We start from the raw sequence: 26,768 nt of genomic DNA, 5'->3' as shown, positions 1-26,768 counted from the left end.
TGGACGAAGGAATCCTCATGTCCCACCCCCTGCACAACCGCAGTTTCCTCAAAGAGCTCGACTTCACGGCCGAGGAGTGGAGCTCCCTGCTCGAGCTGGCCGCCCAGCTCAAGGCGGACAAGAAGGCCGGCCGCGAGGTGAAGCGGCTGACCGGTAAGAACATCGCTCTCATTTTTGAGAAGACCTCGACGCGCACCCGCTGCTCTTTCGAGGTCGCCGCCTACGACCAGGGCGCACAAGTCACCTACCTCGACCCCTCCGGATCCCAGATGGGTCACAAGGAGTCCGTGGCGGACACCGCTCGGGTGCTGGGCCGCTTCTATGACGGCATCGAGTTCCGCGGCAAGAAGCAGGAGCACGTCGAGGCTCTGGCTGAGCTCTCCGGCGTCCCGGTGTGGAATGGACTGACGGACGAGTGGCACCCCACCCAGATGCTCGCCGACCAGCTGACCATGCTGGAGCACGCCGACAAGCCGATCGAGCAGATCTCCTTCGCCTACCTGGGCGACGCGCGCAACAACGTTGCCAACTCACTGCTCATCTCGGCGGCCCTCATGGGAATGGACGTGCGGATGGTGGCCCCCAAGGAGCTGCAGACCTCTCCCGAGGTGGTGGCTCAGGCCGAGAAGCTGGCCAAGGACAGTGGCGCCCGCATCCTCATCACCGACGACACCGCCCAGGGTGTCAAGGGCGTCGACTTCCTCTACACCGACGTGTGGGTCTCCATGGGTGAGCCCAAGGAGGTCTGGGATCAGCGCATCGCCCTGCTCGCGCCCTACCAGGTCAACGCCCAGCTGGTGGAGGCCACCGGCAACCCGGACGTGAAGTTCCTCCACTGCCTGCCGGCCTTCCATGACCGCAACACCACGGTCGGTGAGGACATCTTCGCCAAGACCGGAATGGAGGGCCTGGAGGTGACCGACGACGTCTTCGAGACCGAGCGCAACGTCGCCTTCGACCAGGCCGAGAACCGTATGCACACCATCAAGGCCGTGATGGTCGCGACCCTGGGACAGTGGGACTGACTTGTGAGAATCGTCGTCGCCCTCGGAGGAAACGCCCTGCTGCGTCGGGGGGAGAAGCCCGACGCCAGTACCCAGATCCGCAATGTCGAGATCGCGGCCCACGAGCTGGCCAAGCTGGCGGAGAAGCACGAGCTGGTCCTGACTCACGGGAACGGCCCCCAGGTGGGTGTCCTGGCCCTGCAGTCCGCCAATGACGAGCGCCTCTCCGAGCCCTACCCCTTCGATACCCTCGGTGCCCAGACGCAGGGCATGATCGGATACTGGCTGCTGCAGGCCATGCAGAACGCCCTGCCCGGTCGCCACGTGGCCGCCATGGTCAATCAGACCCTGGTGATGGCCGGTGACCCGGCCTTCTCCAACCCCACCAAGTTCGTCGGTGAGGTGTACACCAAGGAGGAGGCCGAGAAGCTGGCTGAGGAGCGGGGCTGGGTGGTCAAGCCCGACGGCGAGCACTACCGCCGCGTCGTCGGCTCCCCCATGCCGCAGCGCGTCATCGAGACCCGTCTAGTGCGCACACTGCTGGATGCCGGCGCGATCGTCGTCTGCTCCGGGGGCGGCGGTGTGCCCGTCGTCCGCAGCGAGGAGGGCAAGCTCAAGGGTATTGAAGCCGTCATCGACAAGGACCTCACGGCGTCGGTCATGGCCGAGGCCCTGGAGGCCGATGCGCTTCTTATCCTCACGGACGTTGATGGAGTGTTTCGGGACTTCGGGACCGAGAACCAGAAACAGGTTCCGAGGGCGACGCCGGCAGAGCTGCGGTCCATGGGACTTCCCAGTGGTTCCATGGGACCAAAGGTTGAGGCGGTGTGCCGATTTGTTGAGCTGACTGGCGACATGGCGGCAATCGGGCGCCTCGAGGACGCCGTTTCCATCATTGAGGGCCATGCAGGGACTATCGTGACTCCCGGGGGAAACTACGGGGGGCCGGACGATATCCATCCCCCGATTCCCGAGCAGCTCGACACGCGCATCCGCAGGGCCTGACCGGCGCAACGGCATCGGTCTTTCAAGGAGGTGGTGAACACCCTTAACCCACAATGACCGTGCCACGGTTCAGCAATCATTCTTATACTCAGATACTCCTACGGCTACATTTGCAGTTCGTTCAGAGTAGAATGACAATGTTGAGCCATAGACACATCACTTGTCTTCATTCACTCATCACACATCGAGCACAAAGGAGTGACTTACTCATGACGAAGATCGTCAACTCTTGGAACGACTTCGACCCTCTCAAGCGTGTCATCGTCGGACGCGCCGACTTCTCGGTTATTCCTCCCGAGGAGCCCGCCACCTCTGAGAAGGTGCCGATCGACTCCGAGATGCGCGGAATGTGGGGCCCCCGCCCCACCGCCACCGTTGAGGCCGCCAACGAGCAGCTCGACAACTACGTCAAGATCCTCGAGGGTCTGGGCGTCCAGGTGGACCGCCCCACGCCGCTGCAGTGGAACCAGGCCATCCAGACGCCTGACTTCCGCACGGAGTCCGGCTTCACCCAGATGCCCCCGCGTGACATCCTGCTCACCATCGGTGACGAGATCATGGCGTCGGCCAACTCGTTCCGCTGCCGCTACTTCGAATACCTCGCCTACTGGCCCCTCATGAACCAGTACTTCGAGGAGGACCCCGAGTTCAAGTGGACTCAGGCCCCTCGTCCGCGGCTGACGGACAAGTCCTACAAGCACAACTACTACGACGAGCGGATCTCCCTGGAGGAGCGCCTTGAGCGCACCGCCGCCAAGGACTTCGTGACTACCGAGTTCGAGCCGATGTGGGACGCCGCCGACGTCATGCGCGTGGGTAAGGACCTGTTCATCCAGCACGGTCTGACCACCAACCGCAAGGCGATGGAGTGGTTCAAGCGCTACTACCCGGACCTGCGGGTGCACGCGGTGAACTTCCCCGGCGACCCCTACCCGATCCACATCGACGCCACCTTCGTGCCGCTGCGGCCCGGGCTCATCATCAACAACCCGCACCGCCGCCTGCCCGAGGAGCAGCGCAAGATCTTCGAGGCCAACGACTGGCAGATCGTCGACGCGGCTCCCCCGGCCCACGAGGTTCCGCCGCCGCTGTGCTACTCCTCCGTCTGGCTGTCCATGAACTGCCTGGTCATCGACCACAAGACCGTGTGTGTCGAGGCCAGTGAGGTCCACCAGATGGAGCAGATGGACAAGCTCGGCATGAACGTCATCCCGGTTCCCTTCCGTGACGCCTACGCCTTCGGCGGTGGTCTGCACTGCGCAACGGCCGATGTCTACCGTGAGGGTGGCTGCGAGGACTACTTCCCCAACCAGGTCGCTGACCCGACTCTGGTCTGATCTCAAGGGTGCGGGGCGGCGGCTCATGGGACCGGGCTGCCGCCCCGCACCTTACCCGGCTCTGCTCTTCGCAGCGCGGTCAGCGGCCGCTCCATAGGACTGGGAAGGCCCTCCTGACCGCGTGAGACCTGGCAAGGATGCCGGTCCGTCGCGCACGCCGGGGGAGAACTCAGGAGACACAACTGCTATGTCACAGACATCGTCCGCTGAATCCTCTGTCACAGAGTACGTCATGAACAAGAAGCTGGGCGCCATCGCCATGCTTCTCTCCGCCACCGGGATGGGCCTTGTCGGCACCATCAGTCGTGGTACGACCGCCGGCCTCGCTCACGCCGACAAGTCCGTCATCGGTTCGTTCCTGGCCTTCGGCCGCATGAGCGTCGGACTACTCGGGTTCATTCTTATCCTCATCTTCACCGGGAAGGCCGGGCTGTTCAAGAGCACCCGCCTGAGCACCACTGTGATCCTGGGAGGGGTCAGCATCGGCCTGTCCCTGGGGTGCTACATCTCCTCGACATTGATGACGACCATTTCCAATGCCGTCTTCCTCATCTACACGGGACCCTTGTTCTGCGCACTGCTCGCACGCATTTTCCGCAAAGAGAAGATCAGCGTGCTCTCCGGAATCTTCCTGTCGCTCGTGTTCATAGGAATGCTGCTGACCATTGGAATCATCGACTTCAAGAACGGGAGTCTGACTTTCGGACTGGATCTGTCGGCCACAACTCCAGAGTTCCCTCAGAAGAGCCTAGGGGATCTTTTAGGTCTGTTGTCCGGCATATTCTACGGTCTGGCACTGTTCTTCTACGGGTACCGCAAGGATGTCGATTCGATCGTCCGCGGTGTGTGGAACTTCTTCTGGGCCGCCTGCGCAACGCTGGTCATGTCCATCGTCTTGCGTCCTTGGCACGGCATTTCCACCTTCACCGCCACCAACTGGATGTGGGCAGTGGCCCTCTTCCTCGTCTGCGGCCTCTTCGCGCTGGGATTCCTGGTCGTTGCAGGGCGCAACCTGCCCGCCGTTGAGTACTCGACGATCTCCTACTGGGAGTGTCCGGTCGCCATTCTGTGCGGCCTGCTCGTCTGGGGCGAGAAGCTCACCCCCATGGGGATGATCGGCGGACTGCTCATTGTCGGCGGTGGGTTGGCCCCGATCATCGTGGATGCCATCGCCCGGAAATCACGCGCCTCCACGTCCTGATCCTCCTGTGATCCTGTCTGCCTGCGCCAACTCCCAGCGGGCAGACAGGATCACATGTAGAGTCATCAACGTCTCACCTTGGGATGACCATTACGTCATCGTCGACATCCACCGAGCTGGAGCCATAGGCTATGAACACCTCCCACTCAGGAAGCACGAAAGACCATCATCTGGACTCAGAACGAAGTCTCGCACTGAGGCGTGCAGCGAAGGCGAGCTTCATCGGAAACTTCATTGAGTGGTTCGACTACGCCTCGTACGGATACCTGGTCACCGTCATTGGTCACGCCTTCTTCCCAGAGGCAGATAAATCAGTCCAGCTGCTCTCGACATATGCAGTATTCGCGATGTCCTTCATTCTGCGCCCGATCGGCGCCGTTGTATGGGGGGCGTGGGGAGACCGTTGGGGACGCCGTTGGGCACTGTCCTGGTCGATTCTTATCATGTCCGGATCGACATTCTTCATCGGTCTCCTTCCCACGTACGCGACTATCGGCATGGCAAGCGCCATGAGCCTCCTTGTCCTGCGAATGATTCAGGGATTCTCCGCCTCCGGCGAGTACGCGGGTGCCGGAACCTTCCTTGCCGAGTACGCACCTCCGGCTCGGCGCGGTATCTACACGTCGCTGGTTCCGGCTTCTACTGCCTGTGGCCTCCTTGCCGGCTCTCTCATGGTGACCGGTATGTTCTCGGTCCTCAGCGACGATGCCATGAACACCTGGGGGTGGCGAGTTCCCTTCCTTTTGGCAGGGCCGCTGGGGCTCATCGGCCGCTACATCCGGGTCCACTTGGAGGACTCCCCCGCATACCAGGAGATGCGCGCGGAGATGCCGCAGGAGCAGAAGGCCGCCAGCTGGTCCGAACCGCTGCGGCTGCTGCTGCGAGACCACCTGCATGAGACCCTCATTACCTTTGGAGTCTCCTGCCTCAACGCCGTCGCCTTCTACATGCTTCTCACCTACATGCCGACGTATGTTCACGAAGAGCTCGGATTCTCCCAGGACACTTCCACTCTGGCTACCTCAGTGATGCTGGTCGTGTACATTGCGGCGATCTTCCTCATGGGGCACCTGTCGGACTCCTTTGGGCGTCGTCGGATGCTCATCGCCGCCTGCGTCGCGTTCATTGTGCTCACGATTCCGTTGTTCGTTGTGATGACGAAGGCTGCGGGCATGCTCGCCGTGGTCATCCTGTGTCAGATTGTCTTCGCTATAGCGTTGACGGCCAATGATGGAACTCTGGCCACCTTCCTGGCTGAGTCCTTCCCGACCAACGTGCGCTACTCGGGATTTGCCCTATCCTTCAATGGAGCCAATGCGCTTCTTGGCGGGACAACACCGTTCATTGTCACATGGCTCATCAAGGTCACCGGTTCCCCCCTGGCACCTGCGGTCTATCTCACGGTGATCGCGCTGATCGCCATGGTGGCAATCTTCCGTTCTCGTGCGATTCATGGGTCGGAGCTGACTGAGGAGCAGGCTCACCCCGAAGTCTGACCCACTCACTGAGAGCAGTTGACGACGAGTTGAATAGACACTGCTTGCTCACGAGGTCATTATCACCGTCTTGTTACGGACTTCAACGCGTTGTCGTCGTAAGATGATGGGTATGGCTCGTACTGATGGACATGACGCTGGAGAGGCAGCGAGTAGTGATGTGTCCGTACCCGCAGGCTCTCGCACAGAATCGCGAGTGACCCCGCGAGGTGAGGACCGTCGTCAGACCATCATCGAAGCCGCGGCGGCCATCATCCGTGAGTCAGGACCGTCCGCGATCAGCCACCGCAGTGTCGCCAAGCGAGCCGGGTGCTCCTTGTCTGCGACAACCTACTACTTCGACGGCTTGGAGGATCTCCTCCATCAGGCGGGTCTGGTCAACATCGGACTGTGGGCGTCTCGGGCGGAGCACGTCGCCGACCGGGTGGAGGCCTTCAAGGGCGTTCCGGACGTCCCCCAACGGGTGCGGTTCATCCTCCAAGCGACTCTTCCCGCCCATGGCGGCTACTTCGGGCACTATCTTCAGCTCATCTCAGCCAGCCAGGCATCTCCGGTGAAGCACGCCTACCGTCAGGGGCGGCAACGTCTCAATGCCGCACTGCGCCGGGTGCTGCGTCAGCTCGACAGCCCGCTCGAACCGGAGATGGTCATCGCTATCGTGGATGGTGCTGCGGTCACCGCGCTCAGTGAGGGGTGGAACGTCAAGTCCACCGCCGCGGGGCTACTGACGGATCTCATCTCCCTGGCCCATGGCATGCCACCCTTCCAGGCGCCTGGTGACACGCTGAGCGCTGCGTCGCCTCATGGCTCTCCCGCCACGTCGCCGGTCACAGCGGTGACGGGTAGCACTGCTGACTAGTGAGCCGTCCGAGCGGGTCTGCCTCTCCCCCTCGCATCTTCACGGTTGCCTCACCACAAACGGGTGGGGTCGAGCTCAACACGAACCGGCTCCTCGCGGCGGGCTGATCGGTCGCGCAGTCGTACCCTGAACATGGTGGCAAGCGCCTTGCCACGTGACAGCGGAGCGCGTACCAGGGCTCTGGCCGCGTCGGGGAGCACCTGACCGTGAACGGGCGGTGGCGCCACCGGGCCGAGCACCTCAAAGCCATCGGCTTCGGCCTGAGCCAGGAGGGATTCCACGCCGCGTACCGGCCCGTCCAAGCGGGCCACTCGCCATGCGGGCGGTAGGTGCAGGTCGGCCCGCTCCAGAAGGTCTCTGCGGGCGAATCCCACCTGGTCCCATCGCACGAGGGCCTGTGCCGCCACCGGCTCCGGGCCTCCCAGAAGGACAACGCGGGCCGACGGCGCCGCCAGCACCACGGCATTGGACCACTGGCGCAATGCCTCGCTGGCAGCACCAAGATCGGGACGGGAGGACAGTGCGGCGCCGTCGAGAAGTAGGACAGCCCGGTATCCGCCCTCGGCCACCGGCTCCGCCCCGGGCGTGGCCACCACGAGACGTGGCGCGTCGTCTACCTCGTCGATGACGCCGTGGGCCTCCCTGGCTCCTGAGACCACCACGGGGACGCCGGGAAAGGCCCGCCCCAGCTCCTCACCCGTACGCGTGGAACCGACCGTCGCCATCCTCAGTCCATGGCCGCCGCACTCAGGGCAGTTCCACCGCCCCACCGTACGAGCGCACCAACGGCAGGAGGTGCGCCCCCGTTGGTCCATCGCCAGCGGGCCGCCACAGACAGCGCACTGAGCGGCTTCGCGGCACCGGGCGCAGGCCACCAACGGCGCGTAGCCGGCGCGCGGCACCTGGATGAGAACCGGTCCGTCCTGCAGGGCCCGCCGCAGTGCTTGATGGGCGAGCGACGGGAGCCGGGCCGCCCCGGACGCACCCTCCCGGTCCAGCTCTGCCGGGCCAGGAACCTCCACACGAGGGACAACACCGCGCACAATATGCCGTGGCGCCGCCAGACTCTGGCACCATCCCTGCTCGACGAGCGACTGCGCTTCCACGGAACGGCTGAATCCACCGATGAGCAGGCCGGCTCCATCCAACGTCGAGCGCAGGGCCAGGACTGTGCGCGTATGACTGTAGGGGGCGTGAGGCTCTTCCAACCGGTTGTCCCCGTCGTCCCAGACGACCGCCAGCCCAAGCCGGTGCACCGGGGCGAAGGCCGCCGCCCTGGTGCCGACGACCACCCGGGCTCGCCCCAGCAGGAGAGCCAGGAATGCCCGATAACGGCGCGCAGGACCGTGCTCGGCTGAGAGCACCACCACCGGTTCCCCCTCCAGGTCGCGCCTGATCCGGGCTGCCAGGGTCTCAGCCTGATGGGTCGTTGCCACCACGACGACGGCGCCGCGAGAGCTCGCCAAGGTGGCCTGGACGGCTCGGGCCAGGCACAGCTGCCACGGCGACACCACCGGGACGCGCCTGCCGTCGTCGTCCGACGAACGTGCTTCGGGCGGCGGCAGCTGGGCCGGCAGGGCGGACCAGACCGCGCGTGGAGCCTCACCGTGAGCCAGCCGTCTCAGGAACTCCTCACCACCGTCGTAAGGCCGCCAGCTGAGCTCACTTGAGGACGGCGGATCCCAGGTGGGAAGTGCGAGGGGAGCCTTGTCCCTCTCAGCCTTCTCCGTGGTGGCGTGCCTTGCCGGAACCGCAAGACGAATGACGTCGGAGCGTGTCCCGCAGCTGCGGGAGGCAACGGCCTCGATGAGGCGACGCGAGCCCTCCGGCAGGACCGGGAGGTCGGAGACCACTCGCCGCAGAGCCGAGAGCCGGCCGATATGGGTGGTCGTGGACCCTCGCTCCCAGATCCATCCGCGCATCTCCTGCTCACCGAAGCGAACCATGACCCGGGTGCCAGGCAGGGCCTGCTGCGCCATCACCGCAGGAACCAAGTAGTCGAAGGTGCGGTCGAGGTGCGGCACCGGGGAGTCCAGGAGAACCCTGGCCACGGGGTCACGGACCCCGGCCACCGTCACTGTGCGCTGACCGGGCTCTGGCAGCTCCAGCAGCTCACCCTGCCTGCTGACGCCGTAACCACGTGCGGGGCCATCCGACTCACCGGAGGCAGAAGCGGCGTCGTCGTAGCCGGTTGCCATACAACCCCTCGGAAGTCTTCCGCCCCGAGTACGCGGGACTCAGACGGCCTGGCGCAGGGCCTCGACGCGGTCGGTGGCCTCCCAGCTGAAGCCGGGACGCCCGAAGTGGCCGTAGGAGCTGGTGGCGCGGTAGATGGGACGCAGCAGGTCGAGATCGCGCACGATCGCGGCCGGACGAAGGTCGAAGACCTCGTTGACGGCCTTCATGATGCGCTCCTCAGGAACGGCTGCCGTCCCGAATGTCTCCACGTAGACGCCCACGGGGTGAGCAGAGCCGATGGCGTAGGCCACCTGAATCTCACACCTTCTGGCCAGTCCGGCTGCGACGACGTTCTTGGCGACCCAGCGCATGGCATAGCTGGCGGAGCGGTCCACCTTCGAGGGATCCTTGCCGGAGAATGCGCCCCCGCCATGACGGGCCATTCCGCCGTAGGTGTCCACGATGATCTTGCGTCCCGTCAGGCCGGCGTCACCTGCCGGACCACCGATGATGAACTGTCCCGAGGGGTTGATGAGGACGTCGGTGTCGGCGGTGTCGAGCTCGGTACCGGCCTCTGCCTGGGCGGCCAGCACCGGCTCGATGACCTCCGTACGCAGAGCGTCGGTCAGCCAGGCACGAGTGCGGTCCGCGTCGTGCTGGGTGGAGATGACCAGGTTGTCCAGGCTGACTGGGCGCTGGCCGTCGTAGCCGATCGTCACCTGCGTCTTGCCGTCGGGGCGCAGTCCTGGAAGGATGCCCTGCTTGCGCACGAAGGCCAGACGCTCCGCCAGACGATGAGCCAGATGGATGGGCAGGGGCATGAGAGCCGCGGTGTCGTCGCAGGCGTAGCCGAACATGAGCCCCTGGTCTCCGGCACCCTGCAGGTCGAGAGGATCGATGTCCGTGTCGTCCCGACGGGCCTGAAGGGACTTGTCGACCCCCGCCGCGATGTCCGCGGACTGCTGCCCGATCGATACCGACACACCACAGGAGCGAGCGTCGAAGCAGACATCTGAGGAGGTGTAGCCGATGGCGGAGATCTCCTGGCGAACGATCTCAGGGATCTCAACGTAGGCCCTCTCCGTCGTGACTTCTCCGGCCACGTGCACCAGGCCGGTCGTCACCATGGTCTCCACCGCGACGCGTGCGGTGGGGTCCTGCTCGAGAATGGCGTCGAGAATCGCATCAGAGACACGGTCGCAGATCTTGTCCGGGTGACCTTCAGTGACCGACTCGGACGTGAACAGACGTAAGGAGGAACTCACGCACCCATCGTAGTCACCGCCGGAACTGATCCGTCGTGGCGTTACCCACGAAAATGCGGAAGCCGGCCCTCAGGCCCCATTCACCAGGTCAGCAGTCAAAGAGATGAGAAGGCGGGCGACGTCCATCTTGCTGCCCTGTCCACGCGCGACTTCAGTGCCGTGGGCATCCAGGACGACGACGGCGTTGGGGACGTCTCCGAAGCCGAGCTCCTCCCCCACCGCGTTGACCGCCAGAAGGTGCGCCCCTTTTCGGCGGGCCTTGGCCCTGCCGTGGAAGAGCACGTCACCGTTCTCGTCCCCGGTCTCGGCGGCGAATCCGACCACGATCTGTCCGGGCCGAGGCGGGTCGCTCACCAACCCGGCCAGGATGTCCGGGTTGGTGGTGAGCTCAATGGACATGGCGGACATCGTGGACCTGGTGAACCTGGCCGCTTCTCCGGAGTTCTCCACTCCGGAGGGTGCCTGCTTCTTGAGCTTGGTGGTGGCCACGGTGACGGGCCGGTAGTCGGCGACGGCGGCAGCCATGATGACGGCGTCGGCGTCGCGGGCGGCATCGCGCACGATACGGAGCATGTCCGCGGCGGTACCGGCCGCGACAACGCTCACCTGCGCAGGCAGGGCTTTGAGCAGGTCGGAGGCCACGTGCGCCTGCACCAGGGTGACGCGGGCTCCCTGCTCGGCAGCGGCCGCCGCCAGTGCGCAGCCCTGGCGTCCTGAGGAGCGGTTGCCGAGGTACCTCACCGGATCGATGGGCTCGCGTGTACCGCCGGCCGAGATGACGACGTGCCGTCCTTGCAGACTCTTGTCGCCCTCCCCCGAGGCCTCCTGCGCTCCCGCGAACCCGGCGGCGGCATGTGTCAAGGCGGCCAGGGCCTGCGACACGATCTGCTCGGGTTCGGGCATCCGGCCCACTCCGGAGTCCTTGCCGGTCAGGCGCCCGCTGTCCGGCTCGATGACCGTCAGACCACGCTCACGCAGCACTGCCACATTCTCCCGGGTGGCGGGGTTGACCCACATCTGGGTGTGCATGGCCGGCGCCAGGACGACGGGGGCCTGGCAGGTCAGTATCGTCGCGGTAAGCATGTCGTCGGCCCGTCCTACTCGTACCCGCGCCAGTAGGTCCGCCGAGGCCGGAGCGACCACGACGAGCTCGGCCCACTCGGCCACGGCCACGTGCTCGACGGCGGCCGGGTCATCGAAGACCCCGGTGGATACGGCCCGGCCACTGACCGCCGCCAGAGCCGGAGCACCGATGAACCTCAGCGCCGACTCGGTGGCCACCACCTTGACCTCGTGCCCGGCCTGACGCAGCAGTCGAACGACGAAAGGGGCCTTGTAGGCGGCGATCGACCCGGCGACGCCGACGACGACGCGCCGTGACCGCTCGACGGCGGTCACGGCGCGTTCAGTCACAGCAGTGTGCGGCTCGTCCATGGCGAGCCGGGCTCAGAACTGGATGTCGTCGAGGCTGGTGGGAGTCTCGCCGCCCTCGAGGGACACCGGGGAATCCAGCGAGATGTCGCTGAACATGTCAGCCTCCGCGGCTCGACGGGCCTCCTCGGCCTCGGCGCGGCGGGCTCGGGCCACGTCCCCGGGGATGACCTCGAGCTTGTCCTCGGCGATCTCACGCAGAGCGATGCCCAGGGACTTCTCGCCGACCTCGGAGTCGACCAGCGGACCGAAGAACTCAAACTGGTTGTCCTCGAGCTGCTGGGTGTAGGTGTTGATCTGGCGGGCGCGCTTGGCGGCCTCCACCACGAGCCCGTACTTGGAGTCGACCTTCTCCAGAAGGTCGTCGATCGGCGGGTTGGTGATGCCCTCGGGCTGGGGAGAGGTTCCGAGCATGTGCATGCCTCCGGTTCAATCTCGATAGTTCAGAGCCACGTTATTCTAACTGCCCAATCCCATGAGTCTCTCCAGCTCCGCGGTGGCGCTCGCCACGGTGTCATTGATGACGACGTGGTCGAACTCCCCGGCCGCGTCCAGCTCGGTGCGGGCCGTGGCCAGGCGCCGCTCCTGCTCATGGGCATCCTCGGTACCGCGACCGACGAGCCTGCGGACGAGCTCCTCCCAGCTCGGCGGCGCGAGGAAGACGAGGCGAGCCTCAGGCATCGCCCGACGCACCTGCCGGGCACCGTCCAGGTCGATCTCCAGCAGTGCGGGGCATCCGGCATCGAGCCGGTCCTGGACCGGGCCCCGGGGGGTGCCGTAACGATGCGCTCCGTGGACCAGTGCCCACTCCAGCATCTGACCACTGGTGACGAGCGAGTCGAAGTCCTCATCGCTGACGAAGTGGTAGTGCACGCCGTCGACCTCACCGGGACGAGGCCGACGGGTGGTGGCCGAGACCGAGACGAACAGGTCTGGATGACGTCTGCGCAGCTCGGTGACGACAGTGCCCTTACCCACCGCCGTGGGGCCGGCCAGAACGGTCAGGCGGGCGAGAGCGGGAACGGACGGGTCTGAGGCAGCAACGTCGGTCATGGCCACATCATGGCCTACCGGGACCCGTCGGCACGACCCAGCGTCTAAGCGGCCTTCCTAGCCGAAGCGCTCCACGAGTGCCGCCCGCTGGTTGGCCCCCAGCCCACGCACTCGCCGGGACTCGGCGATATGCACGTCAGCGAGGATGGCATCAGCTGTTGTGGTCCCCACGCGTGGCAGGGAGATGAGCAGTGCTCTGACCTTCATCTTGCCCAAGACATCATCCGTCTCTGAGGCGGTGAAGAACTCGGAGAGCTTGAGCTCTCCGCTCTTGAGCTCGGACTTGATACGGGCGCGATGCGATCGCGCCGCAGCAGCCTTCTCCAGTGCCTGAGCCCGTTGCTCGGGTGTCAGCGTCGGAAGCGTCATGGTGTGTCTCCTCCCGGTCGAATACCAGTGACCCGCACCACGAGCATAAGTCGGGCCAGGTGTACTCGCATTCGCAGGGGCCTATATTCCACCACCGACTTCGTGTTTCCGCACACACCCTCAATCCGAGGCGGGCTGCAGCACCTTCAGACTCAGCGCAGAGCTGCTGCGGCCTCATAGGCGGATGCCGACGCTGCCTTTCGCAGCTCGTCGATGGAGGGTCCCGCCTTGAGAACCCCGCGTGATGTGGAGGCCAGGACCTGACGGCGCGCCGTCCCGAAAACCGCCTCCAGCTCGGCCGGCCCAGCGCCTTGGGCGCCCACGCCCGGCGCCAGCAACGGACCATTGGCGCGCTGCAGGTCAATTCCCAGGTCACTCACGGCCCCACCGACGGTGGCGCCGATGACCAGCCCGATGCTGCCGAGCCTGCCTTCGCCACTGGCCTGGGCGTTGGAGGCGGTCACGCCCTCCACGATGCCGGCGGCCACGGCCTGGTCCCCGTTGACAGCGTGCTGGACGCCGACTCCTTCCGGATTGGAGGTCAGGGCCAGGACGAAAACGCCGCGTCCGTTGGCCTCGGCGAGGTTGAGTGCAGGTGTGAGGGACCCGTAGCCCAGGTAGGGCGAGACGGTGATGGCGTCGGCGGCTGTAGGAGCGTCGTCGGACAGGTAGGCCTGAGCGTAGCCGGCCATCGTGGAACCGATGTCCCCGCGCTTGACGTCGAGAACGGACAAGGTGCCGAGGTCGCGTAGGGCCGCCAGGGCCTCCTCGAGGACCGCGATGCCGGCGCTGCCATGACGCTCGAAGAAAGCGGACTGGGGCTTGACGGCGGCCACGTGTCCACCAACCGCATCGATGGTCCGCAGGGCGAAGTCCCGCAGGCCTGCGGCCGAGTCGGCCAGGCCCCAGGCCTCGAGCAGGTTCGGGTGGGGGTCGATGCCGACGCACAGGGGCCCGTGGTCGTCCATGGCGTCAGCCAAGCGGGCTCCAAAGGGGCGTCGACTGGTCTGGTGAGCGGCGGTGGAACTCATCTGGTCTCCTTGTCGTCAACGGGGGCCACGGGGTGGGACTCGGATACCGAGCCTCGCCGGGATCGGCGGGCGGCGATGTGCTCCTGGAGGCTGCGAACCCGGAAGGGACCGCGCAGCTGGGCCTCGAGGGCCTGGACCGCTGCCTGGAGCTGTTGGACGGTGGTGATGATGGGACGGTCGGCACCGGTGGTGGCCGCGCGGATGGAGTAGCCGTCGGCGCGGGCCCCTTGGCCCTTGGGGGTGTTGACCACCATGTCGATGGCTCCGGACTCGATGAGCTCGGCGATCGTCTGCTCGCCGTGGTCACCAACGCCCTGGCTGATCTTGCGCACCGCCAAGGCGTCGATCCCGTTGCGGCGCAGCACCTGTGCGGTCCCGGTCGTGGCCAGGACCGTGAAGCCGAGCTCCGCGAGCCGAGCCACCGGCAGGATGATGGCTCGCTTGTCCCGGTCGGCCACCGAGACGAACAGCGTTCCCTCTCCTGGTAGACCACCGTAGGCACCGGCCTGGGACTTGGCGAAGGCCCGCGGGAAGTCGACGTCGTAGCCCATGACCTCGCCGGTGGAACGCATCTCCGGCCCCAGGATCGTGTCAACCACGCGGCCCTCGGTGGTACGGAACCGTTTGAAGGGCAGGACCGCCTCCTTGACGGCGATCGGGTCATCGGGATCGGTGACGGCGGCGTCGGCCTCGGGAAGGTGACCGGAGCGCCTGAGCGAGGCGATCGTCTCCCCCGTCATGATGAGGGCCGCCGCCTTGGCCAGTTGCACACCAGAGGCCTTCGAGACGAAGGGGACTGTGCGCGAGGCCCTGGGGTTGGCCTCGATGACGTAGAGAACGTCGGAGACCAGGGCGAACTGGATGTTGAGCAACCCTTGCACGCCCACACCTTTGGCGATCGCCTCAGTGGAGCGCCGGATGCGAGCGATCTCCGTGTCGGACAGGGTCATGGGCGGCATGACGCAGGCGGAGTCACCGGAGTGGATACCGGCCTCCTCGATATGCTCCATGACGCCGCCGAGGAACAGCTCACTGCCGTCGTACAGGGCGTCGACATCGATCTCGATGGCGTCGTCGAGAAAACGGTCGATGAGTAGTGGCCCGGTACCGTAGACGCCTCCGGGCTCAAGACCGGCGCGCTGGAGATAGTCGTCAAGACCCTGGGCGTCGTAGACGATCTCCATACCGCGGCCGCCGAGCACGTAGCTGGGGCGCACCAGGACCGGATAGCCGATGCCCTGGGCGACCGAGCGCGCCTGCTCGTCGCTCAGAGCGGTGCCGTGCGCTGGTGCGGGCAGGCCGGCACGCTGAAGAACGACCCCGAAGGCCTCACGGTCCTCGGCGGCGTCGATCGCCTCGGGACTCGTTCCCAGGATCGGTACCCCGGCCTTGGCCAGTCTGGCCGCCAAGGACAGCGGTGTCTGACCACCGAGCTGGACGATGACACCGGTCACGGGTCCGGCTGCCAGCTCGGCCTCGTAGATCTCGATGACGTCCTCGAAGGTCAGAGGCTCGAAGTAGAGCCGATCGGAGATGTCGTAGTCGGTGGAGACGGTCTCAGGGTTGCAGTTGACCATGACGGTCTCGTAGCGATCGGACAGGGCCATCGCGGCGTGAACACAGGAGTAGTCGAACTCAATGCCCTGGCCGATCCGGTTAGGACCCGAGCCCAGGATGATGACGGCCGCACGCTCGCGGGATGCCACCTCGGTCTCCAGGTCGTAGCTGGAGTAGAGGTAGGGGGTGCGTGAGGCGAACTCGGCGGCGCAGGTGTCAACGGTCTTGTAGACGGGCCGCAGGCCGAAGGCATGGCGGACCTCTCGCACCGTGTCCTCGCTGATGCCGCGCAGGGAGGCGACCTGGACGTCGGAGAAGCCGTGGCGCTTGGCCAGGGCCAGGACGTCCGCGGTGAGCGCGGATGCGCCCTTGACCTCTTGGGCCACCTCCTCAAGAAGCAGCATCTGGTCCAGGAACCAGGGGTCGATGCGGGTGGCCTCGTGGAGCTGAGCAATGGTGGCTCCACCGCGCACGGCCTGCTGGAGGTCGACCAGCCGGTGCTCGGTGGGCACGGCGATGGACTCCAGCAGCTCAGCGGTCTGCTGCTGGCTGGGCGCCGGTCCGTCCCAGTGGAAGGCGGTTCCCTTCTTGTCCAGAGAGCGTAAGGCCTTCTGGAGGGCTTCCGTATAGGAGCGACCGATCGCCATGGCCTCGCCGACCGATTTCATGGTGGTGGTGAGCCGGGGGTCAGCGCCCCGGAACTTCTCGAAGGCGAAGCGCGGCACCTTGACGACCACGTAGTCCAGGGTCGGTTCGAAGGAGGCCGGGGTGGAGCCGGTGATGTCGTTGGGGATCTCGTCAAGCGTGTACCCCACGGCCAGGCGTGCGGCGATCTTGGCGATCGGGAAGCCGGTGGCCTTCGAGGCCAGGGCTGAGGACCGGGAGACGCGGGGGTTCATCTCGATGACGATGATCCTGCCGGTGGCCGGGTCGACGGCGAACTGGATGTTGCAGCCACCGGTATCGACCCCGACCTCCCGGATGACGGCGATGCCGATGTCCCGCAGCCTCTGGAGCTCGCGGTCGGTGAGGGTCAGGGCCGGGGCGACCGTGATGGAGTCGCCGGTGTGCACTCCCACGGGGTCGACGTTCTCGATGGAGCACACGACCACCACGTTGTCGGCGGTGTCGCGCATGAGCTCGAGCTCGTACTCCTTCCAGCCCAGGATCGACTCCTCCAGGAGAACCTCGGTGGTGCGGGAGGCCGCCAGACCCGCCCCGGCGATGCGATGCAGGTCCGAGTCATTGAAGGCGACACCGCTGCCCAGACCGCCCATCGTGAAGGAAGGGCGCACGACGACCGGGTATCCGCCCAGGGCATCGACCCCCGCGCGGCACTCATCCATGGTGTGGGCGATGACGCTGCGGGCGACCTCGGCGCCACAACGCTCGACGACGTCCTTGAACTCGTCACGGTCCTCCCCGGCGTTGATGGCCGCTGCAGAGGCGCCGATGAGCTCGACGTCGTACTCATCGAGCACGCCGCGCTCGACCAGGCTCATGGCGGCGTTGAGGGCGGTCTGCCCGCCCAGGGTGGGCAGGAGGGCGTCGGGCCGTTCCTTGGCGATGATGGTGGTCAGCACCTCTGGGGTGATCGGCTCGATATAGGTGGCGTCGGCGACGTCGGGGTCGGTCATGATCGTGGCCGGGTTGGAGTTGACCAGGATGACGCGGATTCCCTCAGCGCGCAGGACGCGGCAGGCCTGGGTGCCGGAGTAGTCGAACTCGCAGGCCTGCCCGATGACGATGGGGCCCGATCCGATGACCAGGACGGAGCTGATATCAGGGCGAACAGGCATGTCAGTTTGTGTCCTCGCGGTCCTGGCCCCGGCGGTGCTCCCGCATGAGGCGGATGAATCGGTCGAAGAGGTGCTCGGCGTCATGAGGCCCAGCAGCGGCCTCGGGGTGGTACTGGACGGAGAAGGCCGGCAGGTCCAGCGCCCGTAGCCCTTCGACCACACCGTCATTGAGTCCCAGGTGGGAGACCTCCACCCGACCGTAGCGACCGTTGTCGAAGGGGGCTACAGAGGGCTCATCGATGGGTGCGTCGACGGCGAAGCCGTGGTTGTGGGCCGTGATCTCCACCTTGCCGGTGGCACGGTCCAGAACGGGCTGGTTGACGCCGCGGTGCCCGTAGGTGAGCTTGTAGGTGCCGTAGCCCAGGGCACGTCCCAGGAGCTGGTTGCCCAAGCAGATGCCGAAGAAGGGGATGCGCGCGTCGAGGACGCCACGCAGGAGCTCGATCTCGGCGTCGGCAGTCCCCGGGTCTCCGGGGCCGTTGGAGAACAGGATGCCATCGGGTCTGAGGGCAAGGATCTCGGACAGAGTCGTGGACTGGGGCAGGACGTGGACGCGTACGCCGCGCTCGGCGAACTGCCACGGGGTGCGGGACTTGATGCCCAGGTCGATGGCGACCAGCACCGCGACCGGCTCATGTCCCTTGGCCGGTCCGGTGGGCTCGACGACGTAGCCGGAGGGAGTAGTCACCTCGGCGGCCAGGGCGCGGCCGCTCATGGGCGGCTCACTGCGCACGGCCTCCAGGCAGATGTCGATGCAGGCCTGGCTGGGACCACCGGGGTCAGTGCCTCCGGCAGGCAGGGCGTCCCCGGAGAAGATGCCGCCACGCATCGCGCCCGCCTCGCGCAGATGCCGGGTCAGGGCCCGGGTGTCGACCTCGCAGAGGCCAACGATGCCGGCGTCACGCAGATCGTCCTCCAGCTCCCGACGGGAGCGCCAGCTGGAGGCCCGCCGCGCAGGCTCGCGTACGACGTAGCCGGCCACCCAGATACGGTCCGACTCGGCGTCCTCGTCGTTGACCCCGGTGTTACCGATGTGTGGCGCGGTCTGCACGACGATCTGGCGGTGGTAGGAGGGATCGGTCAGTGTTTCCTGGTACCCGGTCATCCCGGTGGAGAAGACGATCTCTCCAATGGTGCGCCCTTGGGCCCCGTAGCTGCGGCCCCGCAGGGCCCAGCCGTCCTCCAGCACGAGGAGGGCGGCTGGGCGGTGGCTCAGCTCAGGCATGAGCCGAGCCGGCGGGAGCCTCAACGGGAGCGCCGTCGAGCACGGTGGGGCGGCCGTGGAGGAAGGTGGCCATGACCTGTCCCGGCAGCTCCATCCCGGCGTAGGGGGTGTTGGTGGAGCTGGTCCACTGGGCGGAGGCGTCGACGGTGCGGCGCACCTCGGGGTCGACCACAGTGATGTTGGCCGGGGCACCGACCTCGAGCTCGCAGCCCTGGTCGCTCAGGCGGCCGATGCGGGCCGGGGTCGAGGACATGGCCCGGGCGATGTCGCGCCAGGTCATGCGGCCGGTGGCGACCATCGTCTCGATCAGGACACTCAGTGCGGTCTCCAGGCCGGTCATGCCGAAGGCTCCGGCCTGCCACTCGCAGTCCTTGTCCTCCACGGGGTGCGGGGCGTGGTCGGTGCCGACGACGTCGATGGTGCCATCGGCCAGGGCCTCGCGAACCGCCTCGACGTCCTCGGCCGTACGCAGCGGGGGGTTGACCTTGTACAGCGGGGAGTAGGTGCGGGCCATCTCATCGGTCAGCAGGAGGTGGTGCGGTGTGACCTCGGCGGTGACATTGATGCCGCGGGACTTGGCCCAGCGGATGATCCCGACGCTGCCGGCGGTGGACAGGTGGCACACGTGCAGACGCGAGCCGACGTGCTCGGCCAGCAGGACGTCGCGGGCGATGATCGACTCCTCGGCCACTGCCGGCCAGCCACGCAGTCCCAGCTCGGCGGAGACGACGCCCTCGTGCATCTGGGAGCCCTCGGTGAGGCGGGGGTCCTGAGCATGCTGGGCGATGACGCCGTCGAAGGACTTGACGTACTCCAGGGCCCGGCGCATGAGGACGGGGTCGGAGACGCACTTGCCGTCGTCGGAGAAGACCCGCACCCGGGCGGCGGAGGCCGCCATGGCACCCATGTCGGAGAGGTGCTCGCCGGCCAGTCCCGCCGAGACGGCGCCCACCGGGTGGACATCCACCCAGCCTGCCTCACGGCCCAGCCGCAGCACCTGCTCCACGACACCGGCGTTGTCCTGGACGGGCGTGGTGTTGGCCATCGCGAAAACGGCGGTGTAGCCGCCGACGGCTGCGGCGCGGGTACCGGAGTAGATGGTCTCGGCGGACTCCCCTCCGGGCTCGCGCAGGTGAGTGTGGATATCGACGAGCCCGGGCAGGGCGATGAGCCCGTCCAGGTCATGGCGCTGGACATCGGCCGGGGCCTTCGCCGCTGCGTCAGGGCCGATGGCGGTGATAGTGCCGTCGGTGATGAGAATGTCAGTGGGGTCCTCGCCGTAGGGGCGGACACCGGTCAGGAGGTGGGAGGTCACAGCTGGTTCCCTTCGTCAGCGAGGAGGAGGTAGAGGGCGGCCATACGGACGGAGACTCCGTTGCCGACCTGCTCGATAATGCGCGAGCGGGGGTCGTCGGCGGCCTCGGCGGTGATCTCGAGGCCACGGTTCATGGGGCCGGGGTGCATGACGATCGCGTGCTCCGGCATGGCCCGGCGACGGGCGGAGGTGAGGCCGTAGACACTGGAGTACTCGGCAGGGCTCGGGAAGAAGCCCCCTCCTGCGGCACTCATGCGCTCACGCTGAATGCGCAGCATCATGACGGCGTCGGGCTGAATCTCCTCGATCGCCTCATCGAGGTTGTAGGAGACCTCGCAGGGCCAGTCGTCCATACCGACAGGCAGCAGTGTGGGAGGTGCGACGAGCGTGACCTTCGCGCCGAGAGCCGTCATGAGGTCCACGTTGGAACGGGCCACCCGGGAGTGCAGGACGTCTCCGACGATGATGAGGCGGGCGCCCTCCAGGTCCCGCCCCTGCGGGGCGGGGCTGCCGTCCGCCGTCTCGGTCGCTCCGGGGATGTACCAGCGTCGCAGCGTCATGGCGTCCAGAAGGGCCTGAGTGGGGTGCTGGTGGGTGCCGTCACCGGCGTTGAGGACCGGCACGTTGATCCAGCCGGCGTGGGCCAGCAGGTGCGCGGCGCCGCAGGCGGAGTGGCGCACGACGACGGCGTCCGCCCCCATGGCCATGATCGTCTGGGCGGTGTCCTTGAGGGACTCGCCCTTGGACACTGAGGAGCCCTTGGCCGAGAAGTTGATGACGTCGGCGCTCAGGCGCTTCGCGGCGGCCTCGAAGGAGAGCCTGGTGCGGGTGGAGTCCTCGAAGAAGAGGTTCACCACGGTCTTGCCGCGCAGCGTCGGAAGCTTCTTGACCGCATGACGCTGGGTGGCGGCCATCGCCTCGGCGGTGTCCAGGACCATGACCGCCTCGTCGTGGGTCAGGTCCTTGGCGGAGAGCAGGTGCTTCATCGGGTGGCCTCCTGGTTGCTGCGCTCACTCGAACGCTCAGTGGGGACGTCTGCGGGGACGATGGTGACGGCGTCGGTGGAGGCGCCGAGCTCGGTCAGGGACACCACCACTTTCTCAGAGCGGGAGGTCGGCAGGTTCTTACCCACGTAGTCGGCTCGGATGGGCAGCTCCCGGTGTCCGCGGTCCACGAGTGTGGCCAGTTGCACGGCCCGGGGGCGGCCGACGGCGCCCAGGGCGTCGAGGGCGGCCCGGATGGTGCGCCCGGAGTAGAGGACGTCGTCGACGAGGATGACGACCTTGCCGTCAATGCCCCCCTGGGGGATCTCCGTGGGGCGGGGAACACGGATGGGGTGACGTCCCAGGTCATCGCGGTACATGGTGATGTCCAGGGTGCCGACCGGGACCTTGGCGGCGACCTGTGCCTGCTCGGCCTGCTCGGACCACTGCGTCCCTTCTCCCGCGGCGACAGCAAGCGCCTCGACGAGTCTGTGCGCGAGTGGTGCTCCCCCACTGGGGATCCCGAGGACGACGATGTCCTGCGTCCCGTGGTTGCGCTCCAGAATCTCGTGCGCGATACGGAACAGGGAACGGGATATATCGGGAGGTCCGAGGATCTCCTTGCCCTGGATCGGTGCGCCAGAGGCGCCTGACAAACTTTCGGCCATTTCAGGCCTCCTTCCCCGCCTCTCTGGACGGACTTAAAGGATGTTGGTCGCCATCGAGTGTACGTCACCTCCGGCAGGATGTGCTCGCCCACACAGCACGACCTTCGGAGACGAAGGTCACGCCAATGGCTGCGGAACGGCTCAGCGCCTGACTCCAGTGTCAGTGGGACGTGTTTCGCATCTACAAACCATCCGTAACAATGTTTAGTCTTAGCCCAATGCTCAGGCGTCGTCAGACGCTGACTGCGAGATCGTCACAACATGTCGAGAGCTTGAGAAGTGAGTGCCGGATCCATCTGAGCCCGATTGAGAGCTGAACGATGTCGCAGAGCAGGTACGGTCCGGTGTTGCTGCTGCGTCAGCGACTTCTTCTCAAGCAAGGAATGCCCTTCATGACACTCCCCACTCGACGTTCGATCATCACCGGCCTCAGCGCCGGGGCAGGACTGGCCGCCGCCAGTCTCGCCTCCCCCTCGCAGGCAGCGGCTGCGGAGTCCTCCTACGACTTCAGCAGCGTCATCTTCAATGAGCAGTTCTCTGACGGATCGGACTTCTCCCCGTCACGGTGGCGGGACAACCGCTCGGAGCCCGAGTCCTGTGCCAGCTACGACTGGGGGGTGTTCACCCATGACACACACAGCGTCAGCAACGGTGTCGGGCACGTCCTGTGGCGCAAGCGCGCCACCCCCCTCAAGGGCTTCCAGAACCGCTTCGACAAGGAGCCGACCCTGCGCTACGTCGACCAGGCCTTTGTCAGACCAGGCCTCTGTCACCACGCAGGGGCTGTTCTCCTTTGTCTACGGCTCCTTGGAGACCAGGGCACGTTTCCCTCAGTCGGCTGAGGGACTCTTCGCCGGCATCTGGTTGCGGGCGGACGACGACGACAACGGGGGCGAGATCGATGTCGTGGAGACCTACGGCGGCGGCAGTGCCACCGGTATCGCCGAGTCGACTGTGCACTACGGCCAGGCGGGGGGCAAGGGAAGCAACCTGGGGGTCTCGCCGCGGCCCGATCTCACCCAGTGGCACACCTACGGGATGGAGAAGACCCCCGAGAGCATTCTCTTCCTCTTCGACGGTCAGCCCTACCATGAGGTCTTGCGTTCAGCATCGCAGAAGGAGTTCGATGCCTGCTTCGGTGACGACGCCGCCTACCACATCTGCCTGACCACGCACAGCGGAAGCATCCACCGGGGGCGACTCAAGCATGAGGGCTTCACGCAGGCCCAGGTGGATATTGACTACATCGTCGTACGGGCGATGGATGAGTAGCTGATGCAGCGCCCGTTGTTCTCATCGGGCCCGGGAAGAGATCATGCTGGCTGCGTCCCCGGCGCCTGAGACGCTCTGACCACCGGGTCCAGCGCCTTGCTCATACGGAGCACAACGATGAACCCCGCTGCGATCAGAACCTCCACCAGATCGCAGGCGACAACCAGAGATTTGACAGCGGACTTGGACGAGCCCTCCGAGAACCAAGCGACATAAATGGCGAGGGTGGGAAGTCCCGCCACAATACTCGCCACCAGCAGCATCAACGTTGGCAACTTGGCCTCGATCCATCCGTCGGGCTGGACCTGAGGTGTCCGGGAGTTCGCCCGAATACAGGCGATGACACCGAGCATGAACGTCACGATCCACCCGAGGCCAACGACGAACGGGGCGACGATCATCATGAGAAGGGCAAGGAGCGCGAGCTCCAGGTACTCTTCCCCCTGCAGGTTGGCAGTGAGGAGTTCGTAGGTGGTGAAGATGATCTGGATCATCATGGTGATGAGCCCGATGATGCTGCCGGCGACGGAGACCTTGCGGGTCGCGGAGCGCTTGCGCTGAACCTCCGTCAGCACCGGGTCGATCGAGCCGAAGCCAGCAGCAGGCGTCTGCCCCACCAGGGGGTTGTAGCGGCCGTCAGGAACGGGCATGGGGTACTCCAGGATCGGCAGAGGGGATGGCCTCAGCCTAGGTCAACCGCGTCGGATGGGCACAGCTCACGGTATAGGGAGTCCACCCCATGTGCCGCGAGCCCCTCAGTCCATGCCTTAGCCGCTCAGCATTCGAGCTCCCTGCGCCTAAGACGCTCTCACCGATGGGTCCAGTGCCTTGCTCCTACGGAGCAGAACGATGAATCCCACTGCGATCAGAACCTGCACCAGGTAGCTGGCGACGAGCACTGTGTAGAGGACGTAGGTGTCGGTGCCCCCGATGCCGTGGTGGATCTGCCAGAACCAAGTAAGAAGTATGGCAAGGGTGGGAAGTCCCGCCACGATACTCGCGGCCAGCAGAGCCGACGTTGGCATCTTGGCCTCGATCCATCCGTCGGGCTGGACCTGAGGTGTCCGGGAGTTCGCCCGAATACAGGCGATAAGACCGAGGATGAACGTCACGATCCACCCGAGGCCAACGACGAACGGGGTGAAGATCATCGCGAGAAGGCCAATGAAATCAAGGAATGTGAACTCCAGGGACGGATCCCTTGGGACGACGGAAGTGACGAATAAGGTGGTGGCGGCGATCACCTGGATACTCATGGTGATGAGCCCGATGATGCTGCCGGCGACCGAGACCTTGCGGGTCGCGGAGCGCTTGCGCTGAACCTCCATCAAGACCGGGTCATTCCAGCCGAAGCCGGCAGCAGGCATCTGCCCCACCAGGGGGTTGTAGCGGCCGTGAGGAACAGCCGTGGGAGCGTTCCGTGGGTGGCCGGCGCCCTGGATATGGGGGTCGTTGTTGGGATTCTGGGGAGGTAGGTGGCTCATGGGGTACTCCGGCATTGGCAAAGGGGATGGCCGCAGCCTAGGTCAACCGCGTCGGATAGGTGCAACTCAGGGTATAGGGAGCCCGCCCCATGCCGCGAGCCTCCTCGCACCCTGTACCAGCGCCCAGCATCCCGCACTGATCGGCGTCGACAAGCATCTCGATGACACGTCGACGCCCGAGTTCGCATCGCCGCTGCGAACAGATCATGCGGGCTGCCCTCCCGGGGCCTGAGATGCTCTGACCGCCGGGTCCAGCGCCTTGCTCATACGGAGAAGAAACACGAACCCCACGACGATCAGGACCTGGGTCAGGCCGCAGAACATGAGTAATGGCTCCAGGAAGCCATCGATGAAATCATCCGTGTAGTCGCGTGAGAGCGCCTCGTACAGGACCACGTACATGATGAGGGTGGGCAGTCCCGTCACGATGCTGGTGACCAGCAGCGCCAGCGTTGGTGTCTTGGCCTGGATCCATCCGTCCGGCTGAACCTGAGGCGTGCGGGAACGGGCCTGAATACAGGCGACAAGAGCCAGGATGAAGGTGGTGACCCATCCAAGGCCAACAGCCATCGGAGCGAGGACCACGATGAGAAGGGACATGAACAGCAAGAACTCGCCCTGCTGCCCCGTGTACCCGATGGCGAGGAACATGGTGACGATGATGGCCATCTGGATCACCATGGTGATGAGCCCGATGATGCCGCTGGTGAGCGAGACCTTACGGGTCGCGGAGCGCTTGCGCTCGCACATGAGGACCGGGTCGTTCCAGACGAATCCAAGAACCGGGTTCAGTCCCATTGGAGGGTAGGGACCGTGAGGAACAGGCGTGGGTCCGTTCCACGGATAGCCTCCGGGCGCTGCTGGAGACGGCGGGAGGCCTCCGAAGGGATAGGGCCTGGCGGGGTAGGGCATTCCCGATCCCGCCCAGGGGTAGCCGGCCACGTGGGGGCCGGACAGTACTGCTACAGGGTTGTCGACACCGATTGCCCCTTCCTGAGGTGCGCCGACGCCCTTGATGTAGGGGTAGTCGTTGGGATCCTGGGGAGGTAGCTGACTCACGGAGCACTCCAGCATCGGCAGAGGGGGCGGCCTCAGCCTAGGCCACCGATGCAGGACGGACGCAACTCACGGCATAGGGAGTCATCCCCATGCCGTGAGCCCCTGCGCGCCGTGATTCAGCGCAACGTGTCCGCGAGGTCTCCGATACGCCCCAGAAGTCCACCGAGGTACCTGGGTGACTCGTCGGTGGAGAGCATCCGGCTCAGCGTCATGGCCTCATCCACGGCGACGGGCGCATCCACCTCGTCGTTGTAGACGATCTCCCAGGTGGCGATTCGAGCAATGGCGCGGTCGACGGCCGGCATCCGCCCCAGGGTCCACCCCTGGGCGTAGGTCTGGATCGTCTCGTCGACGTCGCCCAGGTGATCGCACAGACCGTCGAGGATCTCCCGGGTGTAGGCAGGAGCCTCGGTGTGGTTGGCCGAGCTGACGGCGCGCAGCTGCGCGAAGGAACGCAGCTCCTCGGAGCCCTCGGAGCTCAGCATCCCGCGCTGATCGGCCTCGAAGAGGATCTCGATGGCACGCCGGCGCGCCTTGGTGCGGGCGGTGACCGGGTGGCGCGATGCGGGGCTCGAGTGGCTCGAGACCTCCTCGGGATGCTCGGTCATCAGTCGTTGACGCGGGAGATGTAGGAGCCGGAGCGGGTGTCCACCTTGACCTTGTCACCGGTGTTGAGGAACAGCGGGACCTGGATCTCAGCACCGGTCTCGACCGTGGCGGGCTTGGTACCGGCGCTGGAGCGGTCGCCCTGCAGGCCCGGCTCGGTGTGGGAGATCGTCAGGACCACGGAGGCCGGCAGCTCGACGAACAGCACCGAGTCCTCGTGGAAGGCCACGATGACCTCCTGGTTCTCCAGCATGAAGGTGGCGGCCTCGCCGACGGTGGCTGAGGGGACGTAGGTCTGCTCGTAGGACTTGACGTCCATGAAGACGTAGTCGTCGCCGTCCTTGTAGAGGTACTGCATGTCGCGCCGGTCGACAGTGGCGGTCTCGACCTTGAGGCCGGCGTTGAAGGTCTTGTCAACGGTCTTGCCGGACAGGACGTTCTTGATCTTGGTACGCACGAATGCGGGGCCCTTGCCGGGCTTGACGTGCTGGAACTCCACTACCTGCCACAGCTGGCCCTCAAGGTTGAGCACCATGCCGTTCTTCAGGTCGTTCGTCGTGGCCACGAGGGT

General features: G+C 65.9%; 23 protein-coding genes and 1 pseudogene. 7 read left to right on the top strand and 17 right to left on the bottom strand.

Annotated elements, in window-relative coordinates:
• The first annotated feature begins 17 nt into the window (after positions 1-17).
• The 6 genes from argF (at position 18) to FK267_RS08625 (ending at position 6,902) form a co-directional block, all read left to right on the top strand.
• On the top strand, positions 18-1,025 hold the full coding sequence (gene argF / locus FK267_RS08650; RefSeq protein ID WP_075413879.1) for an ornithine carbamoyltransferase: 1,008 nt from the start codon (positions 18-20) through the stop codon (positions 1,023-1,025).
• Positions 1,026-1,028: 3 nt separating this feature from the next.
• Entirely contained in the window at positions 1,029-2,009 is a 981-nt protein-coding gene (arcC, locus tag FK267_RS08645; protein WP_004564868.1) for a carbamate kinase, read from the top strand.
• A 209-nt stretch (positions 2,010-2,218) separates the two neighbouring features.
• The gene (locus FK267_RS08640) at positions 2,219-3,346 is read left to right on the top strand and encodes a serine/threonine protein kinase (protein ID WP_075248172.1); all 1,128 of its coding nucleotides are present in this window, start codon (positions 2,219-2,221) and stop codon (positions 3,344-3,346) included.
• Between the two features lie 187 nt (positions 3,347-3,533).
• A complete protein-coding gene (locus FK267_RS08635) occupies positions 3,534-4,547 on the top strand; it encodes a DMT family transporter (RefSeq protein ID WP_141407180.1) in 1,014 nt (337 codons plus the stop codon).
• A gap of 131 nt (positions 4,548-4,678) precedes the next feature.
• A complete protein-coding gene (locus FK267_RS08630; RefSeq protein ID WP_075377684.1) occupies positions 4,679-6,043 on the top strand; it encodes an MFS transporter in 1,365 nt (454 codons plus the stop codon).
• 196 nt (positions 6,044-6,239) lie between these two features.
• Positions 6,240-6,902 carry a TetR/AcrR family transcriptional regulator gene (locus FK267_RS08625; protein ID WP_075377683.1) on the top strand — a complete coding sequence of 221 codons (663 nt, stop codon included), beginning with the start codon at positions 6,240-6,242 and terminating at the stop codon, positions 6,900-6,902.
• Between the two features lie 50 nt (positions 6,903-6,952).
• Here the strand turns inward: FK267_RS08625 and FK267_RS08620 are convergent, their stop codons facing one another.
• The 12 genes from FK267_RS08620 to pyrR all read right to left on the bottom strand — a co-directional run bounded on the left by FK267_RS08620 (position 6,953) and on the right by pyrR (position 21,776).
• Positions 6,953-9,100, bottom strand: coding sequence for a primosomal protein N' (locus tag FK267_RS08620; protein ID WP_081379283.1), 2,148 nt, complete (start codon positions 9,098-9,100; stop codon positions 6,953-6,955).
• Positions 9,101-9,139: 39 nt separating this feature from the next.
• Positions 9,140-10,345, bottom strand: coding sequence for a methionine adenosyltransferase (metK, locus tag FK267_RS08615; protein WP_075377682.1), 1,206 nt, complete (start codon positions 10,343-10,345; stop codon positions 9,140-9,142).
• A gap of 69 nt (positions 10,346-10,414) precedes the next feature.
• On the bottom strand, positions 10,415-11,779 hold the full coding sequence (coaBC, locus tag FK267_RS08610; protein WP_075377681.1) for a bifunctional phosphopantothenoylcysteine decarboxylase/phosphopantothenate--cysteine ligase CoaBC: 1,365 nt from the start codon (positions 11,777-11,779) through the stop codon (positions 10,415-10,417).
• 12 nt (positions 11,780-11,791) lie between these two features.
• Positions 11,792-12,190, bottom strand: a complete 399-nt coding sequence (gene rpoZ, locus FK267_RS08605) for a DNA-directed RNA polymerase subunit omega (RefSeq protein WP_004564860.1) — start codon at positions 12,188-12,190, stop codon at positions 11,792-11,794.
• Between the two features lie 45 nt (positions 12,191-12,235).
• Entirely contained in the window at positions 12,236-12,829 is a 594-nt protein-coding gene (gene gmk / locus FK267_RS08600; RefSeq protein WP_075377680.1) for a guanylate kinase, read from the bottom strand.
• 57 nt (positions 12,830-12,886) lie between these two features.
• The gene (gene mihF / locus FK267_RS08595) at positions 12,887-13,198 is read right to left on the bottom strand and encodes an integration host factor, actinobacterial type (protein ID WP_009406210.1); all 312 of its coding nucleotides are present in this window, start codon (positions 13,196-13,198) and stop codon (positions 12,887-12,889) included.
• Between the two features lie 152 nt (positions 13,199-13,350).
• Positions 13,351-14,229 (bottom strand): orotidine-5'-phosphate decarboxylase, encoded by an 879-nt coding sequence (gene pyrF / locus FK267_RS08590; protein ID WP_075377679.1) that lies wholly within the window; start codon positions 14,227-14,229, stop codon positions 13,351-13,353.
• Positions 14,226-17,585, bottom strand: coding sequence for a carbamoyl-phosphate synthase large subunit (gene carB, locus FK267_RS08585; RefSeq protein WP_141406941.1), 3,360 nt, complete (start codon positions 17,583-17,585; stop codon positions 14,226-14,228). Before carB ends, pyrF begins: the two co-directional genes overlap by 4 nt.
• Before the next feature lies 1 nt (position 17,586).
• Positions 17,587-18,810, bottom strand: coding sequence for a glutamine-hydrolyzing carbamoyl-phosphate synthase small subunit (carA, locus tag FK267_RS08580; RefSeq protein WP_141406940.1), 1,224 nt, complete (start codon positions 18,808-18,810; stop codon positions 17,587-17,589).
• Complete coding sequence (locus FK267_RS08575; RefSeq protein ID WP_141406939.1) at positions 18,803-20,125, bottom strand: dihydroorotase; 1,323 nt, start codon at positions 20,123-20,125, stop codon at positions 18,803-18,805. Before FK267_RS08575 ends, carA begins: the two co-directional genes overlap by 8 nt.
• Positions 20,122-21,111 (bottom strand): aspartate carbamoyltransferase catalytic subunit, encoded by a 990-nt coding sequence (locus FK267_RS08570; RefSeq protein WP_141406938.1) that lies wholly within the window; start codon positions 21,109-21,111, stop codon positions 20,122-20,124. Before FK267_RS08570 ends, FK267_RS08575 begins: the two co-directional genes overlap by 4 nt.
• The gene (gene pyrR / locus FK267_RS08565) at positions 21,108-21,776 is read right to left on the bottom strand and encodes a bifunctional pyr operon transcriptional regulator/uracil phosphoribosyltransferase PyrR (protein ID WP_141406937.1); all 669 of its coding nucleotides are present in this window, start codon (positions 21,774-21,776) and stop codon (positions 21,108-21,110) included. Before pyrR ends, FK267_RS08570 begins: the two co-directional genes overlap by 4 nt.
• Positions 21,777-22,168: 392 nt before the next feature.
• On the opposite strand from pyrR, the pseudogene FK267_RS08560 reads away from it, so the two are divergent.
• Positions 22,169-23,048, top strand: a pseudogene (locus tag FK267_RS08560) (glycoside hydrolase family 16 protein).
• Positions 23,049-23,089: 41 nt separating this feature from the next.
• Here the strand turns inward: FK267_RS08560 and FK267_RS08555 are convergent.
• The 5 genes from FK267_RS08555 to efp form a co-directional block, all read right to left on the bottom strand.
• On the bottom strand, positions 23,090-23,698 hold the full coding sequence (locus tag FK267_RS08555) for a hypothetical protein (protein ID WP_075377674.1): 609 nt from the start codon (positions 23,696-23,698) through the stop codon (positions 23,090-23,092).
• Between the two features lie 147 nt (positions 23,699-23,845).
• The gene (locus FK267_RS08550) at positions 23,846-24,532 is read right to left on the bottom strand and encodes a hypothetical protein (protein ID WP_232622581.1); all 687 of its coding nucleotides are present in this window, start codon (positions 24,530-24,532) and stop codon (positions 23,846-23,848) included.
• Between the two features lie 204 nt (positions 24,533-24,736).
• Positions 24,737-25,591, bottom strand: a complete 855-nt coding sequence (locus FK267_RS08545) for a hypothetical protein (protein WP_232622580.1) — start codon at positions 25,589-25,591, stop codon at positions 24,737-24,739.
• Between the two features lie 116 nt (positions 25,592-25,707).
• Complete coding sequence (nusB, locus tag FK267_RS08540; protein ID WP_075377671.1) at positions 25,708-26,199, bottom strand: transcription antitermination factor NusB; 492 nt, start codon at positions 26,197-26,199, stop codon at positions 25,708-25,710.
• Complete coding sequence (gene efp / locus FK267_RS08535) at positions 26,199-26,762, bottom strand: elongation factor P (RefSeq protein ID WP_009405746.1); 564 nt, start codon at positions 26,760-26,762, stop codon at positions 26,199-26,201. Before efp ends, nusB begins: the two co-directional genes overlap by 1 nt.
• Between the last annotated feature and the right edge of the window lie 6 nt (positions 26,763-26,768).

The organism is Actinomyces oris, assembly GCF_006546825.1.
In the GTDB taxonomy this organism is placed as follows: domain Bacteria; phylum Actinomycetota; class Actinomycetes; order Actinomycetales; family Actinomycetaceae; genus Actinomyces; species Actinomyces oris.
The sequence above is the reverse complement of the archived record's forward strand: the minus strand, read 5'-3'. Positions and strand labels throughout refer to the sequence as shown.